Here is a 21,053-nt window from a genome sequence, read left to right as displayed (position 1 = left end):
AGTAACATGATTAAATCAAAAGGTACTAGAGTCGGGGACTGGATAATTGCTTGTATTTGCTTCTTGTGTATTTTAGTCTGTCTCCTGCCGTTGTTAAATATCTTGGCACGATCCTTGAGTTCGGCGAATTCCTTGGTGAAAAATGAAGTTTTACTTCTGCCTGTAGGACTGAATTTTGATGCTTACGTAACGGTACTTGGCGATTCCAAATACACATGGGCGTTGTTGTTTACAGCCATTCTAACCGTGGTGTCCACGCTCTGGTCGATGTTCATGACGATACTGTGTGCATATCCGCTCACCTATGACAATCTGAAAGGGAAAAAGATTATCGTAGCACTCGTTATCTTTACCATGTACTTTAGTGCAGGTACAATCCCGTTCTATTTACTTTTAAAAGAGCTGCACTTGCTCAATAATCCGTTGGTACTGATTCTGCCCAACTGTATTAGTGTATTTAATGTCATCATCATGCGCAGCTTCTTCTTCGGGATTCCAGAGAGCCTTAGGGAATCTGCCGAGATCGATGGTGCAGGACCTCTTAGGGTACTCATCAGCATCTATTTACCGCTATCTACTCCTGTGCTAGCAACACTGGCTCTATTCTATGCCGTAGGCCGCTGGAACGGGTTCTCGGATGCCCTGATGTTTATGTCTAATCGCACCTACTTCCCCATACAATTGCTGCTTTACAACATCCTAAATAGTGTCAGCAGTATTGAGGTGGCTACGCAGGAAGGCTTTTCAAGCCCAGGCCTGTCTGAAACGATTAAATCAGCAACCGTTATGTTTGCAACCGTACCGATACTGCTTATTTATCCGTGGCTGCAGAGATACTTTATCTCCGGCGTCACGATCGGAGCGGTAAAAGGTTAATTTTAACGCAGGATAGGAATTGGCTACGTCAATTTTTATAAAGAAATCCAAATACGAATGAGGAGGAACAAAAATGAAATTTCCCAAAGCATTGTCCGTTCTAGCGGTTAGTACCATTTTTGCTGGCGTACTTTCAGGATGTACCACCAGCGACGAACCAACTTCATCAACTTCAGCGGCTCCATCAGCTTCAACGTCTGCATCTACTACTCCTAACAGCAACGCTGCACTAGAAAAGCTAGGTCTCGATGCTTCTCTCAAATTCAAGGATACGCGTAAAATCAAAGTAGAGATTTATGACCGTGGTAATCCAGGGGGAACCAAGCCAGAAAACAACGTCTATACAAAATATATCAAAGACGGCATGCTTCGTGACCACAACGTAGACGTTACTTTTGTCCCTGTTCCACGTTGGACAGAGGGTGAAGCCATTAACAATCTTTTGGCTGGGAATCAGGCGCCGGACATCAGTCTCACCTATTCTTATCCAACGATCCAAACATACGCGAATATGGGTGGTGTCCTTGACCTTGGCCCCCTTCTCAAAGATAACAAAGACCTTCTGCCAGACATGTGGAAGTATTTAACCGAAGCCAATATATATTGGGACAAAGATCCTAGCAAAGGAACCTTGTGGGCCATCGAATCTCGTTTGAACACCCTGAACCGCACGAATACCTTTGTGCGCGAGGATTGGTTAAAAAAGCTCAATCTTCAAGCGCCAAAAACGTTAACAGAATTTGAAAGCATGCTCCAAGCATTTAAAGACAATGCTTCCACGCTTTTAGGAAAAGATGCCGCTAAAATGATTCCTTTTTCAACGAGCTTTGACGTCGGCTGGCGTACAGATCATTTGACTGCGGCCTACGTGCCCAATAATATAACGGACAAGGACGTGTACACACACGACTTTGACGATCGACGTTTCCTCTATCCGAATTACAAAGAAGGCATAAAAACGGTGAACAAGTGGTACAACCAAGGTCTGGTTTGGAAAGATTTCGCACTGTATCCTGCCGGAGATAAAACCGAAGATAATCTCATGAAAGCGGGCTATGTGGGTGCATTTATGCACAACTGGGATTACCCTTATCGTAACGGCGCCGACAGCATTCAGTCAGGTCTTCAGAAGCTTGTTAGCCCAGATGCAGCCTATATAGCTGTTGAACCTTTTGCCAATGATGCTGGTGTTTATAAGAAATTTTTATCAGGTCCTGTTGACCGTAAAATCTTCTTCCCAGCTACTAACAAAGAACCTATTGCTTCTTTACTCTACTTGAATTGGATTTCTAAACTTGATAATCGCGTATTCCTGCAATTTGGAGAAGAAGGCGTGACTCGCCAAACGTTGCCTGACGGTTCCGTGAAGACACTTGCAGTAACTGGCGAGAAAATTATGAACTCTCCAGCAAACATCGACTACACAATTACAAGCAATGGTCTTGACCTTGGCGATCCTGCTAAGACAGTCAAGTCCATTGCTAACGGATATGCGGGTATTGACGCCAAATATATCGAGGCAGCGAATCAAATTACAACGCATGACGGACGAGTAGGTAAAAATGCCAATGTGGGTGCGATCAAGGCAGAAGACGGCCAAGGTCAAGCACTGAAAGAGAAACGTGATACACTCTTGAACAAAGCTGTTGTAGCACCTGTGGATAAATTCGACGCTGTCTATGACGCAGGCATGAAGGATTACCTAAATTCAGGCGGTCAAGCGATTATCGACGAGCGGACAGCTGCATGGGAGAAAGCTTTCGGAAAAGAAACAAAGCTGAAATAGCATGCTAAAGATTGAAGCCAGAGGCTTGCGCAAGCAAGCCTCTAGGCTGTTATGGAGGCATCAAATTCGTATGAAGCTACTAAATGATGGTTGGCAGTTTGCAAAAGGTGAACCCAAGGAGTTTGTGCCCGTCAGCGTTCCTCACGACTGGTTAATTGCTGATACCAACAATTTGTACAAAGATGACATTGGCTGGTACAAGCGTGAGTTAGACGTAAATAACGTAAAAGACGGACAGCGCCTGTTTATCCGTTTTGATGGCGTGTATATGGACAGTACCTTGTATGTAAACGACCAAGAGGTGGGTCAGTGGAAGTATGGGTACACCGCTTTTGAATTTGATCTGACAGATTATATTAGCAAAAACAGCATAAATACCATTTTGCTCAAGGTCGTTCATCAAGCGCCAAACTCCCGATGGTATACGGGGGCGGGTATCTATCGGGATGTGTTTTTGATTGTAAAAAACGCCTATCATTTCGTATCTGACGGCATCTATATAACGACCCGTAAAGTGGACGGCAAGTGGAGTTACGAAGTAGATGCGGAAATAGAAACCGAAGGAAGACCTTTTGAGGTTCGCCACACGCTTTTAGAAAAAGATGACGAAATCGTCGAATGGGACGTTGAACATCCAATGCTCTATACCCTGCAAAGCGAACTCTTGATTGACGGTGAGCTGGCAGATACCGTGGATACCCGCTTTGGCTTTCGTACGATCGCGTTTACGACAGATCAGGGATTTTTCCTAAACGGCAGGCATGTCAAGTTAAATGGCGTCTGCCTCCATCACGATCTCGGCGGATTGGGTGCGGCTGTTTACCCGGACGCCATTCGCAGGCAACTTGCGATATTCCGTAAAATGGGCGTCAATGCAATCCGTGTATCGCACAACCCTCCCGCTAGCATTTTTAACGATATTGCCGATGAAATGGGCTTTCTTGTCATGAGCGAAATCTTCGACGTATGGAAGCGACCAAAAACGAAGCATGACTATGCGCGTTTCTTTGACGAATGGGCAGAAAAGGATGTGGCCTCTTGGATTCGCCGGGATCGCAATCACCCTTCTATTATCATGTGGAGTGTTGGCAACGAAGTTTATGATACGCATGCAGATGCAGAGACTGGAATAGCTACGATGACGTACCTCATGGAATTGGTGAAAAAACATGATCCCCATGTCCATGCGCCTGTTACCTTATGCTCCAACTACATGCCTTGGGAAAATACGCAGAAGTGTGCCGACGTTATTAAATTAATCGGCTATAACTACGCTGAATCCTTATACGACAAGCATCATGCTGCACATCCAGACTGGATCATCTATGGCAGTGAGACTTGTTCCACGGTACAAAGCCGGGGCATTTACCATTTTCCACTGTCCAAATCAATCTTAGCTGACGATGACCTGCAATGTTCGGCTCTTGGCAACAGCGCCACTAGCTGGGGAGCCAAAAGCGTGGAATGGTGTATCCAAGCAGACGCAGACACTCCTTTCTCACTTGGACAGTTTATTTGGGCAGGCCAGGACTACCTTGGCGAGCCAACACCTTACCACACCAAGAATACTTATCTTGGACATGTAGATACAGCAGGCTTCCCCAAAGACTCGTATTACTTGTTTAAAGCTGCATGGACCGACTATCGAGAAGAGCCCTTTGTCCATCTGTATCCGTACTGGGATTTTTCGGAAGGTCAGCCCATCGACGTAAGAGTCTGCTCCAACGCGCCTCAAGTCGAATTGTTTGTTAATGAGGAGAGTCAAGGTATTGTCTCGTTGGATCATGATAAAATCGTTGCTGATTGGCAAATCAACTATCGGACTGGAACACTTCGCGCCGTGGCTTACGATGGCGATGGCATACAGGTTGCACAGCAGAGCAGAACATCTTTTGGTGATGCTGTAAAGTTGCAGCTAGAGAACGAAATCATAGGTGGGCTTGTATTCACAACGATTACAGCTTTGGATTCACAAAGCAATCCCGTTGATAACGCCAACTGTCGTGTCCAGGTCTCCGTCCAGAACGGAACACTGCTTGCACTGGATAACGGTGATGCTACGGACTATGACCAGTACCAGACGGACTCGAGGCGACTCTTCAGTGGGAAACTATTGGCCATTGTACAACGGATTGATCATAGCGTGCCTGTCGTTCATGCACAATTCGTGCAGAATGAAGTGCCTATTCGCAAAATCGAATTGACCGTGGATGGTTACCAGGTAAAGGCAACCACTTTTCCAACACATGCAACGTATAGCGACTTATACTGGCGGGTTACGGATGCTGCGGGTATTGATAGCCAATTAGCTACGATTGTGGTAGCTGCAGATGGGCAAAGCGCAACCATTAAGCCTAGAGGAGACGGCGAAGTATATGTCCGTTGTTCCCCTAAGAACGGCGGCAATCATTTTGCTTTTATTTCGATGATTACACTGCAAATTGAAGGCTTAGGGAAGCCTTTTATGAATCCTTATGAGTTTGTATCTGGTGGACTGTACAATGAGAGTAACGTAGAGCTAACCAATGGCAACGAGCGTGGCGTAGCTACGTTAAGAGATGGCGAGAGTCATGTCGCTTTTCAAAACTTGGACTTTGGAGATTACGGGTCGGATGAGATTACGTTGCCTCTATTCCCTTTAAGTAAAGATCCTTTTACTTTTGAAATTTGGGAAGGGATGCCTTTAGAAGGTGGCGAGCTTCTCAGCACTATCCACTACGACAAGGGTTCCATTTGGAATACTTACCAAGATGTGGTCTGTAAGCTCCCGCGTAGGCTGATCGGTGTGACCACTTTATGCCTAGTGTTTAGACAAAAGGTACACATCAAAGGCTTTACCTTTTCCCAGTATCAAAAAGCGTTCCAACAATTGAAGGCCACTGAAGCCACAACGGTGTATGGCGATTGCTTTACCGTTCGTGAGGATACAATTGAACAAATAGGGAATAACGTGTCTCTCGTGTATGAAAATATGGATTTCGGTGAATTAGGCGCAAGTCAGATTGAAATTTGCTGGCGTTCACACATCGCACAAAATTCGATACAGCTCGTGTTCACTGATGACCAACGTGAAATTAGACAAATGATTGAGGTGGCAAGCCGTGAGAATTACACCAGTGCCGTGTTTAATCTAGACGAAACGATTACCGGCACAAATAAGGTATCGCTCATTTTTCTTCCTGGCTGTAACATCGACATCGGCTGGCTTCAATTTTTCAAATAAGCCTGGGAACACAACGAAGAGGATGCCCGTCAGCCACAGTTATGGCTTAGGGGGCATCCTCCTCTTTCTTAATTATTCATACCGCAAGAATAGCACGCCATCAGCTGGCAAAGTGACTTCCAATATACCGTCTTTTATGGCAAACGGGACGTCATTCCAGATATCGGTTAAGCCGGTTCCATCCCTATGCCGCTCGGTCAATCCTAACCGAGTAATCGGAAGTCGTAACTCCTTGCGTTTTTCCATACGGTTGAAAATCCCCAACCACCCTGCGCCGTTTAGATCTTTGTGCGGTGTCATCCAAATATCGATCCCGTTCTCCCGATAAATCAAACTGCCCATGATCCCATTCTGATTGCAGTCAATCATGTCCCGATTCGTAATCAACTCGAACGAAAACTCATCCGAGGTTGGCAGATCTCCCCCCATAAATAATGGGGAAGTGGCCAGCGCCCGTATTGTGATAAAGGTGTATTTCTGATCCCGAGTCAAACCTGACATCCGCTCGAATCCTTTTCCGCTAAGCTCTTCATTTCCATCGTCAGCTTCTGCACTCCGGTTGCTGCGCGGATTCCATAATTGAAGATGTCCGAACGGAATCATATCTAAATCCAACCAAAATCCGGACACACGCACGCTGTCATATTTCTCCCAAGCTACGAATGCTTGCTCCAGATCATGCCGATTATCCCAGACGTCACGCGTCGTACGAACCAGGTTAGCTCCTTGGTACACATCCATATTCTCAATAACCGTCTGTCCTCCCGGGGACAGGCTGAGCAGCATCGGTCTACCGCAACGTTCAATTGCAAGCAGCAAAGCTTCGATTTCATGAGGATAACCTGTGATATCGTCAGCTTTGATAAAATCGACACCCCATTCGGCAAACTGATCGACGACGGACTGATAGAACTCCTGCGCTCCCGGCTTCTTTGTATCGACGCCATAGTTATAGTGGCACCACTTGCACGTATCGGATGTATTGGCAATATCACGCGCTCGGTAAGAAGTACCCTTAATTGGCGTATTCAGTTCTACCGCTTTGCGGGAAATGCCTCTCATGAAATGAATGCCGAATTTAAGCCCCAGCTCATGCGTACGGTCAATAATCGACTGAAGTCCGTTTGGAAAATAGCAAGCGGACGGGATATATCTTCCGTATTCGTCCAATCGGGTGTCCATAGCGTGCTTGACGCGTGGATACATCTGCCCTGGTTCCAACTCGTATTCCGCAAACCATCCATTATCTACAACGAAATACTCGTAACCGAACGGCTTTAACCGCTGGGCCATCATTTCAAGATTTGGCAGCAGGGTCCGCTCAGATGCGGAGCAGCCGTAGCTGTCATAACTGTTCCAGCCCATAGGAGGGGCAGCCGTGCGCTGTGCCAATTTCTTATCGGAAAGAATCATCCTATATTCTCCTTCTATTGTCGATCTCTACATTACTGTGATACGACAACATCGTTAAAATAAGTCTTCTGGAACTCTACGTACAGACCAGGATAACCGCTAGTCAAACTGCTGTCTGTCCCGCTGGCAACCAAAGCGCCGTTCAGATAAGCGTTAATTGTACTGCCGTTGACTTCAAGTGTAAACGTATGATACACCCCGGTCGAAAGTGCTGATACCAAAGCCGAATCAAGGGTCGTATTCACACCGCTTACTCGTTTTCTAATGATGACATTATTATTCGCCTTGTTGTAAAACAAGATATAGCTGTTGCTATTATCGATATATCTCGCCATCAATCCCACCTTGGAATTCGTTGAATCCCAAGCACTAACCTTAACCTTGGCTGAGACGGAATAATTCGCCCACGTACTTGTACCCGCATAGGACCGGCTGGTAGCACTGCTGTCGGAATTATAGTAAGCCTTTGTACTGCTGTCCGTTACAACACTCCAGGTGCCTCCGTTCACCGACCAGCCATTTGCATTGCCATCCTCGAAATCATCACTTAGTAAAATCGTCAGCGATGAGGTGGTTGCACTTGCTGTATTACTTGCTGAAGACAAATTGCCTGTCGGATCGAATGCTTTGACGGTGTAAGTATAGGTGGTTCCTGCCGCCAACCCCATATCGCTATAAGACGTATTTATTGTCGTACCGACTTCCGTACCGTTCCTGTAAACCTTATAACCGGCTACGCCAACATTATCGGTGGATGCCGTCCAAGTTAAATTAATTTGGCTAGTCGATACAGCTGTTGCCGATAGACTCGCCGGTGTGCTTGGAGCTGTTGTATCAATCACTTTTCCAACGACAATCCCTTGCCCGAAGGTAGCCACATAAATATAGCCGTCTGGCGCTACGGAAATATCAAGCGGGAAGCCCCCGTTTGCTCGGTAATACGTATCTGAAATTTCGGTAAGCGTCGTGCCTTGATTCGTCGACTTATACAAGCGACCAGCCCCACTCCCACCAGTAATGCTCGTGACGTACAGACCTCCACTCGCATCGAGAGTAATCGCTGCCGGGTCCGTTACAGACAAAGTAGTCTTGCTAATCTGTCCGCCTTCAACGGATCCCGTATTGGCGTTATCGAGACGGTACAATCCATCATACGCAGAAACATAAATACGAGACGGTAACGATGGGTCTGCTGCGACAAAGCCTCTCATATCCTCAACCGTTGTGGCTGTTTTGGCCCAAATCTTCGTCCAAGTGACACCTGAATCGTTAGAGCGCCATACGCCCGTATGACGGTCATACAAATAGACCAAGCTTGATCCATTCACCCATGTAAGTGTAGCTGTCTTGGTCGTTTGTGCACCCATCACGGAGGAAGGTGAAGCCACCTGCGTCCATGTACCTGATGCTTTCCGCCAGATGCCGCCCTCTTGCACAGCTGCTATAATGACCGGCGCTCCGCTAACACGGTTCACGGCAATGGCCAGCGGTCGCTTGCCCCCAGTCTGCGCAAGCAATCCTTGGGCTGTCCAGACATTCGAGGAATTGGTAGGATCGGGATTCGAGTAGATCTCACCGTCTGCGTTGGTTTGCTGGTCACCAATGGACGTGTAGACAACGGAAGGAGAGGTCGCTGTATCCAAGGCAATCGCCAGCCCATTGTCGACAGCCGCCTTATTCATATTCACATGACTCATTCGATCGGCGGAATAGACGAATGTCCAATCCGCATCGGTCGAGTAAACTCTTCCTGATCCATTCGGATCTGCAGCAATGGCCCGATTAAAGGTAACGTTCAGATTACGACTGTATGGATACCAATTAACTCCGCCATTGTCCGACTTCCATACCCCTTGCACCCCTGCTGTGTAAATCACATTGGTATGGCTCGGGTCGATCGCAAGTCCGGATACTTTGCTCCGCTTCGTCCCCAGCATGGTCATCACTTCGCTGCTATGCTGGCTTAACCACCAAGTCGATCCTCCTGCACCGCCAACATGATAATCGATATTACCTGATGTCGTGGTGACAGGCGTAAACGTAAGACCGCTGTCCGTTGATTTCAGTACACTTTGGTACATGGTGGTGTCGACAGTGTCCTGCGAGGGTTCCCAGACAGCCCCGATATAGATAACATCTTCCGTGGAGGCTCTGTACCCGTCGATCGCATGATAGACGGCTTCTCCGGCAGCGGACCAGCGCTGTACCCATGCCCCTGAAATCAACTTATAGAACGTCGCTGCGGTCCCGGCGTTGTTAGTCCCAACGGCGTACAGCGTGCCCCCGATAAATTTCAGTTCTTCAATCCTTTGCGGAGTCGGATTGCTATCTCCGCTGGCTACCAGGCTCCAGGTCGGAGTCGTGCTTTTGGCATTCGTAGACTTATACACGCCTTCTCCATAAACTGCCGCATAGAGGGTATTTACATTGGCAGGATCGAGCGCGACGCTTCGTATATATTTGCCTGAAAGCCCAATTGTTGTCCAAGTCAGTCCATCGTCATTGGACCTCTTAACGCCTTGGTCGAAAGTCCCAGCATACACATACTGGGCTCCAGTCGTTTCATCCAGCGCAATTAAAGTTCCAGTGGATCGAGGATGCGGTACGGGGAGACTGCCTATATCTTTGTTGTTTCCGCCAGCAAACATGGGCGAGCTGGATCCCCCGCGCAAACTCCAGTTCTGCCCGCCGTCTGTCGAGACATACAAGGCTCCTTCCGGTAAGCTTCCGCTCTTGCCTACGCCGATATACACCTTATTGGGAGTAACTTTTGAAAATACGATCGATGCAATAACCAAGTGTGATTTATTCGTCAAGCCAGCGTTGGAGGGACTCCATGTCGAACCTGAATCGGTAGAGCGCTGAATGCCTCCGGCATCTGCCCCAGCCAGCACCAAGCCGCTGCCGAAAGGATCGACAGCAATCACATTATGGAATCCCCCTCCATCATAACCACTGGGACCAAATGAATTGGCAGCATGTGCGGTTGCGACTCCAGCGATAAAAACCACCATCGCGCAAAACACCCCGATCACCCAGCGAAACTGCTTTCTCCATGTGAAAGACATCATCTGCAGTGAAAATACCCGATCATCCATCAGTTATTCCCCCAATATTCAATTTAAGTTACCCATTCAAATTTCTACTTCTTCGGACAACACCCGACGCTGACCGCTTCCTTTCGTAACCGCAGGTACAATCTCAGCTTCGTCTTCCCCAGCCTCAACCATCCTTGTAAGCAATCGCTTGCGCATCCGCTCCGCTACCGCACGATGCGACTCAAATTCGATCAAGTTGGTCAGCTCATACGGGTCGGATTCCAAATCATACAGAAACTCCTCGATGTACCTGTCTGATCCCGGGACTTCCGTGCCATCTTGACCCGGCGCGCTGACTGCATACTTCCAACGCTGGGTACGAATTGCTCTACCAAGCTGAACGCCGCTAATTTGAACATAGAGGTCATCTGGCCACTTGATCTGCTCCCTGCGCAGCAGCGGCATCAGCGACCGCCCTTGCATGTGCTCGGGAACTTGAATCCCCGCCGCATCCAGCAACGTTGGCGGCAGATCAATCAGGCTTATCAACTCCGGCAGTCGGCCACCCCGTTCAAAGCCTGGACCGCCAAGCGCCATGGGCACACGAATAGAGCTTTCGTGGCCTGACTGCTTATAGAGCGCATTCCTCGTTTTGAAGTGGCAAGCATGGTCAGAAGTGAACAGAACAATTGTGTTTTTGTGGATATTCAGACTCTTCAACACATCTAGGAGCCGTCCGAAGTTCTCATCCAGCCGTTTCACCATGCCGTAATAACCTCCGAGATGCTGATGGGCGGTCCCTCCGAGCGCTGCCAAATCCGGGGGCACATACCGCGATTGAAAACGTTCGCGATAACCGTCTGGCGCCACATAATCATCGACTCGGTTTTGATGATGCGGCTCAAGGAACGAAAGGAATAGGAAGAAGGGATCATCCTGATGCTCATTGACGAATCGCACGGCTGCATCGGTCAAGGCATCCACGCGATAGCCTGGCAGCTTGACGCGTTGGTTCTCATTATCCCAAAGTATCGCGTTATAGGGCTCTGAGCTCAATTCCAGCGCATTCGCGCCTAGCCAATACTGATATCCGCCACGTTTCGATGCAGGGACCGGATTCTCATCAGCCAAATGCCATTTGCCGATGTAACCGGTCTTATAGCCTGCATCGTTAAAATAATGAGCCATCGTTCTCACATCAGGGGGCAGCGGATTTTTGTTCCGGTAACATCCAGTCTCTGTAGGATACAATCCAGTCTGCAAGGCAGAGCGGGCTGGCCCACATAATGGCTGGCAAGTGAAGGCATTTTCCAAGTGGGTGCCGCTTTGAGCGAATCGGTCTAAATTCGGCGTTAGCCCAAGCGGATTTCCGTGAATGCCTGTCGTATCCCAGCGCTGTTGATCTGTAAAAAACACGATGACATTCGGTTGATTACTAGGTTGCCGTTCCAATGGCACACCTCCCTCTTCTTAACATCAATTCAATTCATTTCAAGTCAATTTCCAAAAAGTCCTGGACCATACTCAGCCGTAGCTACGGTGACATATTGATTGAAGATCGTATCTTCACTCTCATAGGCATGCTTCCACATCTTGCCGTACATTTGCTTGACAACGTCCTGCATATTCGGCTGATCGATCACATTATGAAGCTCATGCGGATCTACGTTCAGATCGTACAATTCGTTGATATCCGTTGCATGATAAACGAATTTATAATCATTCGTCCGAACCATCCGACTCGTATAGTACACTTCAACACCATTGCATTGTGCATATTGGCTATCGCGCCAATCGTCCGGCTGCGTATTGGAGAGAAAAGGCAGCAAGCTGCGACCCGCGCATTTATTCAACACCGGTGCTCCGGCGGCTTCCAGAAGGGTTGGAGCGATGTCCATTAGCGTCACAAATTCGTCCACTTGGCAGCCTGGATTTGGATTGTTGCCCGGCCAGCTGACGACAAGCGGTACCCGATAACCCTCATCAAACATACTGATTCCCTTGCAGTATAAGCCATGCGCACCGGCATGCTCTCCATGATCGGAGAGAAATACAACCAGGGTATCCTCCTTTTGACCATTTCGTTCCAAAGCTTGCAGCACTTCACCGAACATATCGTCCATCATCGTGCAATAGCCCCAATAATGCGCGATCGATTCCTTGACCTCGTCTTCGCTAAGCTGATCGAAAACGTTGCGCATCTTTCGATACACGCCTGGTTTATCCTTCAGATCATCATGATAATTAGGCGGGAGTGGAATGTCCTTAGGGTCGTACATGCTAGCATAAGGCTCTGGTATGATGAACGGATCATGCGGCCCATTCACCCCAATGTAAACACACCAAGGCTCTTGGCTGTCCTTTAGCTGATCTAGCTGCTCGATGCCGCTGCGAACGACTTGATAATCCTTCAGTTCCTGATAGGCCTTTTCCGTCGTGCCGTACAGCTGCTTGTTTCCCCAACCAGGACGAAGGAGCTCGCCCCGACCACGTTCCACCTTACTTTCAGCTAAATACTTCTCATGGTCTGCTTGAAATCGGTCACGACTGATCCCCATATAAGTGCCTACCCCAGCGCTAACCTGAAGCTCCTTCCAACCTCGGTCCTTCGGGTTCTCCGTGGCAGATACATGCCATTTCCCGCTATAAAATAAGTCGTATCCCGACTCCTTCAATTTCTCGGAGAACGTCTCCACCCCTGGATTGAGTGAGCGCCGGATCGCTTGGTCGTTCATATTATTGTTGTATATCCCGTGCTGTGAAGGGTATAACCCCGTCATAAATGACGCTCGCGCTGGACAACAATGTGCCATAGGGGGATACGCTTGCGTAAACTGAACGCCTTCCGCAGCGAGTCGATCCAGGTGGGGCGTTCGGCATGGATGCCCAGGCATAGCTACCTGCGCCTGCTCCTGATCTGTCATAAAGATCAGGATGTTGGGTCTTGCTTTTTTCACGATATCTACCTCCCGGAATCTAGCTACCCTTTTACTGAACCGAGCAGCATACCTTTGTTAAAATATTTTTGCAGGAACGGATAGATAATGAGTAAGGGAAATGCTGTCAGCAGAATAGCTGACATTTTCGCCGCAGGCGTGTAATTGACGCTTTGTTCGATTGAAGCCGCAGTGGCCGATGCATCATCGATCAGCATTTGGCGCAAGTATACCTGCAGCGGCCATTTCGTTGCATCGTTCAGATAAAGAATCGCATTGAAATACGTATTCCAGTTGTGAACGAGATAAAACAGCGTAAAGGTCGCAATTGCCGGAAGCGACAGGGGCAGCACGATACTCCATAGTGTTCGCCATTCCCCACAGCCATCCATATTGGAAGACTCCAACACTTCGTCCGGAACGGAACGAAAGAAGCTGCGCATAACGATTAAATGGAACGGTGCGATCGCACTTGTCAGCCATAGCGACCAGTAACTGTCAAGCAGCCCAAGCCCTTTGACCACCATATAGGTTGGGATCATTCCACCAGTGAATAGCATGGTGAATAACACCATAAAGCTAATGAGCGACCGTTCTTTCAGCCACACCTTGGACAATCCATAGGCCATCAGTGTTGTCAGTACAATATTTATAAGCGTACCGAAGATGCTAATGATCAAAGCGCTTTTAAAGGCATTGATAAAACCCGGATTCGTAAGCAAGTACTGATATCCTTCCCATGTCCACTTGTGGGGGAAAAGAAAGAAGCCGCGAGTTAGATACTCTTCTTCCGGTGCAAACGAAGCGGTGACCACATAGAGAAGTGGAAGAAGTATCGCAGCCGTTACGAGGATCAACAAAGCATATATGATCACATCCACATATCGCTCCGACTTGGAGATCGTTCGATTCATCTGTCAATACACCCCTTCCTGTCCCATTTTTTTGGCAATTGTATTCGCTCCTATGACCATCACAAGGCCAACAATCGACTTGAAGAGCCCAACAGCCGCCGAATAACTAAATTCTCCCTTCGCGATCCCGTTACGATACACATAGGTATCAAACACGTCCGACACGCTAAGATTGAGCGGATTTTGCAGCAAATAAATATGCTCGAATCCGATATCCATAAAGTTGCCTAAACGAATGATGAATACGATGACAATGACATTGCGAAGTGCGGGTAGCGTAATATGCCAGATTTGCCGTAAACGACCAGCCCCATCAACCACTGCAGCCTCATATAGCGAAGGATTAACAGCCGCAAGCGCCGCCAAAAATATAATCGCACTCCAGCCAACACCGTGCCAAATATTTTGAAGAACCCATACCAAGCGAAAGTAGACCGGATCCGTCATCAATTCAATCCGCTCAAAACCCCAAGCAGCAAGCTGCTGATTGATGCTGCCCTTCTGTGTGGCAAACAAGAGCACCGTCATGCCTACAATCACTACCCATGACAGAAAGTGTGGAGCATACACGATGGTCTGCACCGATTTTTTGAACCACTTAAGTTGAACTTCGTTCAGCAAGACTGCAAATAGGATCGGGGCGGGAAAAAAGACGAAAATGTCGAGCAAATTGAGAAGCAGCGTATTTTTAAGCAGTAAGAGAAACTGCTGCTCTTCAAACAGCCTTTGAAAATGCTCGATTCCCACCCAATCACTCTTCCAAAAGCCTTGAAATGGATTGTATTCCTGAAAAGCGATCGAAATGCCGAACATCGGCACATACTTGAAGATCACAAAGAATAGAACGCCTGGCAGCAGCATGAAATAGATCGGTAATGCTCTTCGAAAGTAGCGTAAGGAATATTCTGTCTTGTACATATCGGCTACACCTTTCTGCTTCCTATTTCCCGCTCTTGTTAGCTGAATATGCCTCGTTCACTTCTTTGACGATTTGGTCGCCACCGTTCTTTTTCCAATCTTCTACTGCCTTCTCGATACTCTCTACCGGCTCACGTCCCATGATAATTTTCAACATGGCTTCCTTAAACTTGGCATCCAGATCCGTTGATTTCTTCATATAGGTCGCAGACAAATTGGTAAATCCAACAGACGGATCGGCTTTCGCTGCATACATCGCGTTCTCAGTCTGGAATTTAACCAACGCTTCTGGCTTCTTCTGATCGTCCCATTCGCGGGTTTCATATTTCATGGATGAATTGCGGAAGAACCAGTTGTTCAAAATGTTGACACTATCTTGTTCCTTCTTGCCTCGCTCCGTCAGCTCAACTTTACCGTCGGCGCTTTTCGTGTAGAAGATTCCTTCCGGACCGCTCTTGATGATTTTCGTACCTTCCTCAGTCGCCCACCAATCGAGAAGGCTCAAGATGCGCTGACGCTTCTTCTCATCCAGTTTCGCGTTCAGCACGATTTTCGTCGTTCCACCAACACGAGTCGGATTTCCGCGAAGACCGCTTGGAGCTTTTGGAGGTGGAAGCTGGATGATCTCCGCGTTTGGCGCGATCTTCTTCAATTGTGCGACGCTTCGCTCAACAAGCTGATGTTGGGCCACAGCAAGGCCCAGCTGATTGCCGCCTATTTTATCGTTCACTATCGTGCCGGAATTGGTCATGAAATCGCGATCAAGCACGCCTTCTTCGTAAGCTTTACGCATAAAAGCAAGGTACTGCTTCAGTTCGTTCGTCTGTACGTGACGAGGAATTAATTTTCCGTTCTCTTCTTTCCATAGATCGGCCAGTCCGAAGGCAATTTCCAACGGCTGAGCTCCGTTTAGCAAGCTAATTCCCGGATCGCTTCCCGATGCTGTAAATCCTACCGTGTCAGCCTTACCATTACCATCCGGATCGTTCTTAGCGAACGCTTTGGCAATTTCATAAAATTGGTCCAAAGTAAACGTATCTGGATTAGGTACAGGGATGTTTAGTTTAGTCAGCCAATCCTTCCGAACGACGACCGACAACTGATTGGCCGGCTGGAATTTGCCCAGACCGTACAACTTGCCCGGCGGATTAAGCACCTCCATCATCTCCTGAGGGATCGCTTTAGCTAGATTCGGATACTGCTTCAAGTATGGCGTCAGTTCAACGAATACACCTTGTGACTGCCATCTGAGATATTCAAGCTCATTGACAACAAAGAGATCAGGCAATTGACCAGATGCTGCCATCACGTTTAACTTCTCGTCATAGTTAGCTCCCGGCACCCATTGCATGTTAAAATCAACATTAAACTTCTCGTTGATGTGCTGGATAATCGGATGATTGTTATCCGGCCAACCGCCTCCCTTAAAGGAACCAGCCATAGAATTGATTGTTATTTTCTCTTTGCCACTATCCGTAGCTTTCGGCGTATTCGTTGTAGTCGGCGTATCCCCCTGAGTCGTCTTCTTTTCATTCGAGCATCCTGCGGTAATAACTGTTGACAAGCTGGCGATCATAGCAATAGCGATCCATTTTTTCATGTGTATCCTCCTCGGAGCTTCTAATCACTGATTGCTTTCATTATATCGCTAGGAATGCCCTTAAAAATTTCACGATTCCACGATTATTTATCCGATTTGGTGAAGTTAGTATCCGGAACATCCTTAATCTGGAATGGAATCCTTATCGATACAACCGTACCCCGCCCCGGAAAAGATGCAACGGATAACCCATATTTATTTCCATACTGTAAAACAAGACGGGTATGTACATTCGCAATGCCAAGAGACTGCTGTTCAGCAAACCGATCGTCCGCCCCCTCACTAATCGCATCCAGCCTTTCTTGCAGTTCCTTAAGCTTGATTGCGGGAATACCAGGCCCGTTATCGGCGATTTCAATAATGAGGTCGTCATGCTCCTGAAACGCATTCACCAGAACGGCTGCTTTCCCGTATTTCGGCTCTACGGCGAATTTCACAGCATTCTCCACCATCGGCTGCAGACACAACTTGACGATCATACAATCCATATATTTTTGATGGATATAAATTTCGCTTTGAAAATGCTTAGAAAACCGCACATGAATAATGTCCAAATAATTTCTTAAATGTTCGATTTCATCGGACAACGGAACTTCCAATTCCGCCATTCTCGCCGTATACCGATAGACACTGCCTAAATTGCCAGCCATGGTAGCGATCCTTGGATTATCCTCCAAAAAGGCGATGCTCTTAATAATATCCAGTGTATTGTAGAGCAAATGAGGATTAATTTGATTTTGAAGGGCTTGAATGGTTGCCTCCTTCTGTTTCAACTGAAGCTTGACTTCCTTCAATTTCAAGCCATATATCGTTTCCCGCGATTCCTTCAGCCGATATGTCATTCGATTGAATCTACGATTCAATTGCTGAATTTCATCGTTCCCGGGATAAACATCTGCCTGAACGGATAGGTCATCATTTTCAACGCGCAGCATCAAATCTTTCAGCTTCGAGATCGGGCGGGTTAACCAGCCAGACAACCATGGCACAGTAATTAATATAAAAATAGAGACCAAAACCATGACAATAATCATGGATTTGCGAACGATGGTTAAACCACTGGCCATTTCGTTCAGTGGGACTAGCGCCACCACATTCCAGTTCGTAAATTCAGAATGGTTATAGGATACGAGATAGTCCTTTCCTTCCCATGTTTGAACATCATTCGGCTTGTCCAGGTGCAGCCAACTTAACTCCGTCTCTGCCATAGGCAAGCCTGCCAATCCTGTATTCGGATCATATACGATGGTTCCATCCGAGGCGACGATAAAAAAATACCCTGTTTCGCCAAGTGTAGAACGGCCCAGGATTTTCCCAACTTCGTTCAGCGCAACATCAATCACCAGATTTCCAATCAATTTCACCGTATTTGTACTAAAAATGGGGACGCTTACGGCCACTACTGGATAGCCAACCGAATTCCTGTACTCGGAAAGATAGGTTGGAAATATTTTTGCTGTGTCCGCTAAGGGACTTTGATACCAGGGCTCAGTCATGAGCCTGCTTTCGTCAGGGGCCAAATTGTCTTCTGTGGAAATAATGCGTTTGTCCGAAGAAACGAGAAACATGTCTACGATCTCCGAATAGTTAAGCGCTATCGTTTGATTTAACGAATTCTCGATCCAAAATAAATTTTCTCGAGTTACAGACAGTTCCCCCTGCAGCCAGTCCTGTATTAAGCTGGTGTCATTCCGGGTAACGAGCGGATTCCGCGATGGCAGCGGTCCCGCTATCGTCGCATGGGTGGATTGAATTAGCTGGGTGAAATATAAATCTGTCTGATGATTAATGCGGGAGACGGCTTGCTGAGCGATTTCGAAGAAATCGTGTTTCGCCGATTTGGCGTAATAGTAATTGGCGAAGCCCACCATGATGAACAAGGAAAAGAAGCTGACCCCGAGGAAAGCTGCTACCATTTTGGTTCTAATTGAAAATCGGTACTGCCATTGCCACCAGTTCATAGGCCCATACTCTTTCTATATTCAGATGGCGTTAATCCGACAATCGCCTTGAATACTCTAGTAAAGTAAGGCAGTGACCCAAATCCGACCAACTCGGCAATCCGATACGCCTTATCATCGGTTTCCAAAAGCAGCTTTTTAGACTCCGCAATCCGAATTTCATTGATATATTGAATCATCGTGCAACCTGTCTGCTGCTTGAACAAAAAGCCGAAGTGCGAAATGCTCAAATTAGCCATGTCAGCCAACTCTGACAACGTGAAATCGTCACGATAATGCGTACGAATATGCTCGCACGCCTTTTGAACGACAAATTTCAGATTTTGGCTCACCTGAGCCGGACGATGGATAATCCATTGATCAAGAATAGATTGAAAATATTGACGGATTTCGGAGTCGTCACCCCAACCAGCACTATTGTTCCTTTTGACTTTCAGTTGTACCTGATGCGTTTCTTCTAAAAGGGACTTTAGCTTCCCTTCATATACAGCCAATAACGACTGATGTGCACTCGGGTTCAAATATTTCATACTGAGGATGGTTTCAAGGAGATCCCTATGCTTTCGGAGAAGTGTCTTCGATTCCATGGAATAGCCCTGCTCGATGAGTTCTTGCATACGCATCAAATACGCGTTCAATTCCTTGATCGTTGCCAGCTTATCCACCGACTTATGTAAGGCCGTTGATATATGCTCGAATTGAACAGGCTTGAGTAAATATTCGGTTACACCATAGCTCATAGCCTGCCTGGCGTATTCAAAATTGTCATATCCACTAATAACCACCGGAATCATCGGGATTCTGCTCTCCGTCAATCGGCGAATTAGCTCGAGGCCGTCCATTTCCGGCATACAAATATCCGTTAGAAGAATTGTCGGCCACAGTTCATATATCAATGCAAGCGCTTCCTCTCCATTGTTGGCTTCCCCAACGACCTCGAATTCCTCCCCGGCCCTCTCCACCATTTCCACAATACAATCCCGAATCCACGGCTCATTCTCGGCAACCAGTACACGATACATCGATAGTCTCCCCTTCAGTTTCATGCGCTTTATTGTTCGTAATCTATCATCGCATTATGATACCAAAAAAACTAGCCCCTGCTATTGCTAATACCGATGCGATTCCAATAGGAATAAGCCCTTGATCAAATAATTATGATCAGGGCTCGAGCTTGCAAAATACATTTACAGAAACATAACGCAGAGTTCATCTAATCCGAAAAGTCCTTTTATATACTTAAATTGACTGATATAACGAATCATAAGAGCTAGGTGGTAGATAACATGTTAAAAAAGCGTGATTTGCACGATTGCCATTCCCTGTTTAACTTAATGACGGATCCTTCAGTTTTTCCTTACGTTCGTAATAAATGCCAGTGTTATGAAGAGTATTTGTTCATTACCAAACAATTGATCGTAGAAGAAGAAAAGGAAACATGTATTTCTAGAACAATTTTAAATGAAATGGGACATCCTATAGGTACTATTGAACTTTATAATATAGTTAATCGAACAGGCTTCTTGGCAACATGGATTGGAGCCCCTTACTTTGGTAAGGGTTATAACCAACAAGCGAAAGAAACCTTTTTCACTGAATTATTTCTTGAGAATAAGATAGATACCATATTTTTAAAAATTCGAAAACAAAATATTCGATCAAAGAAGGCCGTAGAAAAACTACCGTATGCCCTATTAGCAAATGATACAAATCCTCACATCTATCAATCAATTAATCATAATCAAGCCATCTATGATTTGTACAAAGTGGAACGGTTATGCTATTTAGAAAGCAGTAAAGTCATGCAACATGAAGTCGCTACGTGATATCTTCAGTCTAAGACAAAAAGAAAAACCCTTGATAATCAAGGGTTTTTCTTGGGATGCGGTCGGAGGGATTTGAACCCTCACGCCTTGTGAGCGCCACCCCCTCAAGATGGTGTGTCTGCCGTTCCACCACGACCGCTTAAGAAAGTATACTGGGGATCTAGGATTTGAACCTAGGCATGACGGAGTCAAAGTCCGTTGCCTTACCGCTTGGCTAATCCCCATTAGTTAAGGGAAAAGGGCGACCGATGGGACTTGAACCCACGAATGCCGGATCCACAAACCGGTGCGTTAACCCCTTCGCCACGATCGCCACAGTAGGAATATTATTCCTTGAAAACTAGATACGAAACTTCAACGTAAGTTTTACTTTTAGGTTTCCAGCAGAGAGACTTTAATCTACGATTAAAGATCCCTATATATGGTTAAGCCCTCGACCGATTAGTATTCGTCAGCTGCATACGTTACCGCACTTCCACCTCGAACCTATCAACCTCGTCGTCTACAAGGGGTCTTACATACTGGGAAATCTCATCTTGAGGGGGGCTTCGCGCTTAGATGC

The 21,053-nt window shown here is 46.9% G+C and carries 13 protein-coding genes, 3 tRNA genes and 1 rRNA gene; 4 read left to right on the top strand and 13 right to left on the bottom strand.

Annotated elements, in window-relative coordinates:
- Positions 1 to 6: 6 nt before the first annotated feature.
- The 3 genes from J2736_RS25220 (at position 7) to J2736_RS25210 (ending at position 5,885) form a co-directional block, all read left to right on the top strand.
- Positions 7 to 876, top strand: a complete 870-nt coding sequence (locus J2736_RS25220; RefSeq protein ID WP_310501354.1) for a carbohydrate ABC transporter permease — start codon at positions 7 to 9, stop codon at positions 874 to 876.
- Between the two features lie 73 nt (positions 877 to 949).
- Positions 950 to 2,662 carry a type 2 periplasmic-binding domain-containing protein gene (locus J2736_RS25215; RefSeq protein WP_310501353.1) on the top strand — a complete coding sequence of 571 codons (1,713 nt, stop codon included), beginning with the start codon at positions 950 to 952 and terminating at the stop codon, positions 2,660 to 2,662.
- A gap of 1 nt (position 2,663) precedes the next feature.
- The gene (locus J2736_RS25210) at positions 2,664 to 5,885 is read left to right on the top strand and encodes a glycoside hydrolase family 2 TIM barrel-domain containing protein (RefSeq protein WP_310501352.1); all 3,222 of its coding nucleotides are present in this window, start codon (positions 2,664 to 2,666) and stop codon (positions 5,883 to 5,885) included.
- 72 nt (positions 5,886 to 5,957) lie between these two features.
- Here J2736_RS25210 and J2736_RS25205 read toward each other — a convergent pair whose 3' ends face one another.
- The 9 genes from J2736_RS25205 to J2736_RS25165 all read right to left on the bottom strand — a co-directional run bounded on the left by J2736_RS25205 (position 5,958) and on the right by J2736_RS25165 (position 19,687).
- Positions 5,958 to 7,298 carry a glycoside hydrolase family 27 protein gene (locus J2736_RS25205; protein ID WP_310501351.1) on the bottom strand — a complete coding sequence of 447 codons (1,341 nt, stop codon included), beginning with the start codon at positions 7,296 to 7,298 and terminating at the stop codon, positions 5,958 to 5,960.
- Between the two features lie 32 nt (positions 7,299 to 7,330).
- The gene (locus tag J2736_RS25200; RefSeq protein WP_310501350.1) at positions 7,331 to 10,396 is read right to left on the bottom strand and encodes a fibronectin type III domain-containing protein; all 3,066 of its coding nucleotides are present in this window, start codon (positions 10,394 to 10,396) and stop codon (positions 7,331 to 7,333) included.
- Positions 10,397 to 10,432: 36 nt separating this feature from the next.
- Positions 10,433 to 11,788 carry a sulfatase-like hydrolase/transferase gene (locus J2736_RS25195; protein ID WP_310501349.1) on the bottom strand — a complete coding sequence of 452 codons (1,356 nt, stop codon included), beginning with the start codon at positions 11,786 to 11,788 and terminating at the stop codon, positions 10,433 to 10,435.
- 44 nt (positions 11,789 to 11,832) lie between these two features.
- Positions 11,833 to 13,293 carry a sulfatase-like hydrolase/transferase gene (locus J2736_RS25190; RefSeq protein ID WP_310501348.1) on the bottom strand — a complete coding sequence of 487 codons (1,461 nt, stop codon included), beginning with the start codon at positions 13,291 to 13,293 and terminating at the stop codon, positions 11,833 to 11,835.
- 23 nt (positions 13,294 to 13,316) lie between these two features.
- Positions 13,317 to 14,186 (bottom strand): carbohydrate ABC transporter permease, encoded by an 870-nt coding sequence (locus tag J2736_RS25185; protein ID WP_310501347.1) that lies wholly within the window; start codon positions 14,184 to 14,186, stop codon positions 13,317 to 13,319.
- 3 nt (positions 14,187 to 14,189) lie between these two features.
- Positions 14,190 to 15,104, bottom strand: coding sequence for an ABC transporter permease (locus tag J2736_RS25180; RefSeq protein WP_310501346.1), 915 nt, complete (start codon positions 15,102 to 15,104; stop codon positions 14,190 to 14,192).
- A 22-nt stretch (positions 15,105 to 15,126) separates the two neighbouring features.
- Positions 15,127 to 16,704: an extracellular solute-binding protein gene (locus J2736_RS25175; RefSeq protein WP_310501345.1), complete on the bottom strand. Its 1,578-nt coding sequence runs from the start codon at positions 16,702 to 16,704 to the stop codon at positions 15,127 to 15,129.
- Positions 16,705 to 16,787: 83 nt separating this feature from the next.
- Complete coding sequence (locus J2736_RS25170) at positions 16,788 to 18,665, bottom strand: cache domain-containing sensor histidine kinase (RefSeq protein WP_310501344.1); 1,878 nt, start codon at positions 18,663 to 18,665, stop codon at positions 16,788 to 16,790.
- Positions 18,662 to 19,687, bottom strand: a complete 1,026-nt coding sequence (locus tag J2736_RS25165) for a helix-turn-helix domain-containing protein (protein ID WP_310501343.1) — start codon at positions 19,685 to 19,687, stop codon at positions 18,662 to 18,664. Before J2736_RS25165 ends, J2736_RS25170 begins: the two co-directional genes overlap by 4 nt.
- A gap of 264 nt (positions 19,688 to 19,951) precedes the next feature.
- On the opposite strand from J2736_RS25165, the gene J2736_RS25160 reads away from it, so the two are divergent.
- The gene (locus J2736_RS25160; RefSeq protein ID WP_310501342.1) at positions 19,952 to 20,491 is read left to right on the top strand and encodes a GNAT family N-acetyltransferase; all 540 of its coding nucleotides are present in this window, start codon (positions 19,952 to 19,954) and stop codon (positions 20,489 to 20,491) included.
- Positions 20,492 to 20,548: 57 nt separating this feature from the next.
- On the opposite strand, the gene J2736_RS25155 is transcribed toward J2736_RS25160, so the two are convergent.
- The 4 genes from J2736_RS25155 to J2736_RS25140 form a co-directional block, all read right to left on the bottom strand.
- Positions 20,549 to 20,630: transfer RNA gene (locus J2736_RS25155), tRNA-Leu, on the bottom strand.
- Between the two features lie 13 nt (positions 20,631 to 20,643).
- Positions 20,644 to 20,715 (bottom strand) — tRNA-Gln (locus tag J2736_RS25150).
- 16 nt (positions 20,716 to 20,731) lie between these two features.
- Positions 20,732 to 20,804, bottom strand: a tRNA-His gene (locus J2736_RS25145).
- A gap of 108 nt (positions 20,805 to 20,912) precedes the next feature.
- A 23S ribosomal RNA gene (locus J2736_RS25140) occupies positions 20,913 to 21,053 on the bottom strand; the annotation flags it as partial.

The organism is Paenibacillus qinlingensis, from assembly GCF_031455095.1.
Lineage (GTDB): Bacteria > Bacillota > Bacilli > Paenibacillales > NBRC-103111 > Paenibacillus_E > Paenibacillus_E qinlingensis_A.
Note: the sequence above shows the minus strand (reverse complement) of the source record. Positions and strands in the feature narration are given on the sequence as shown.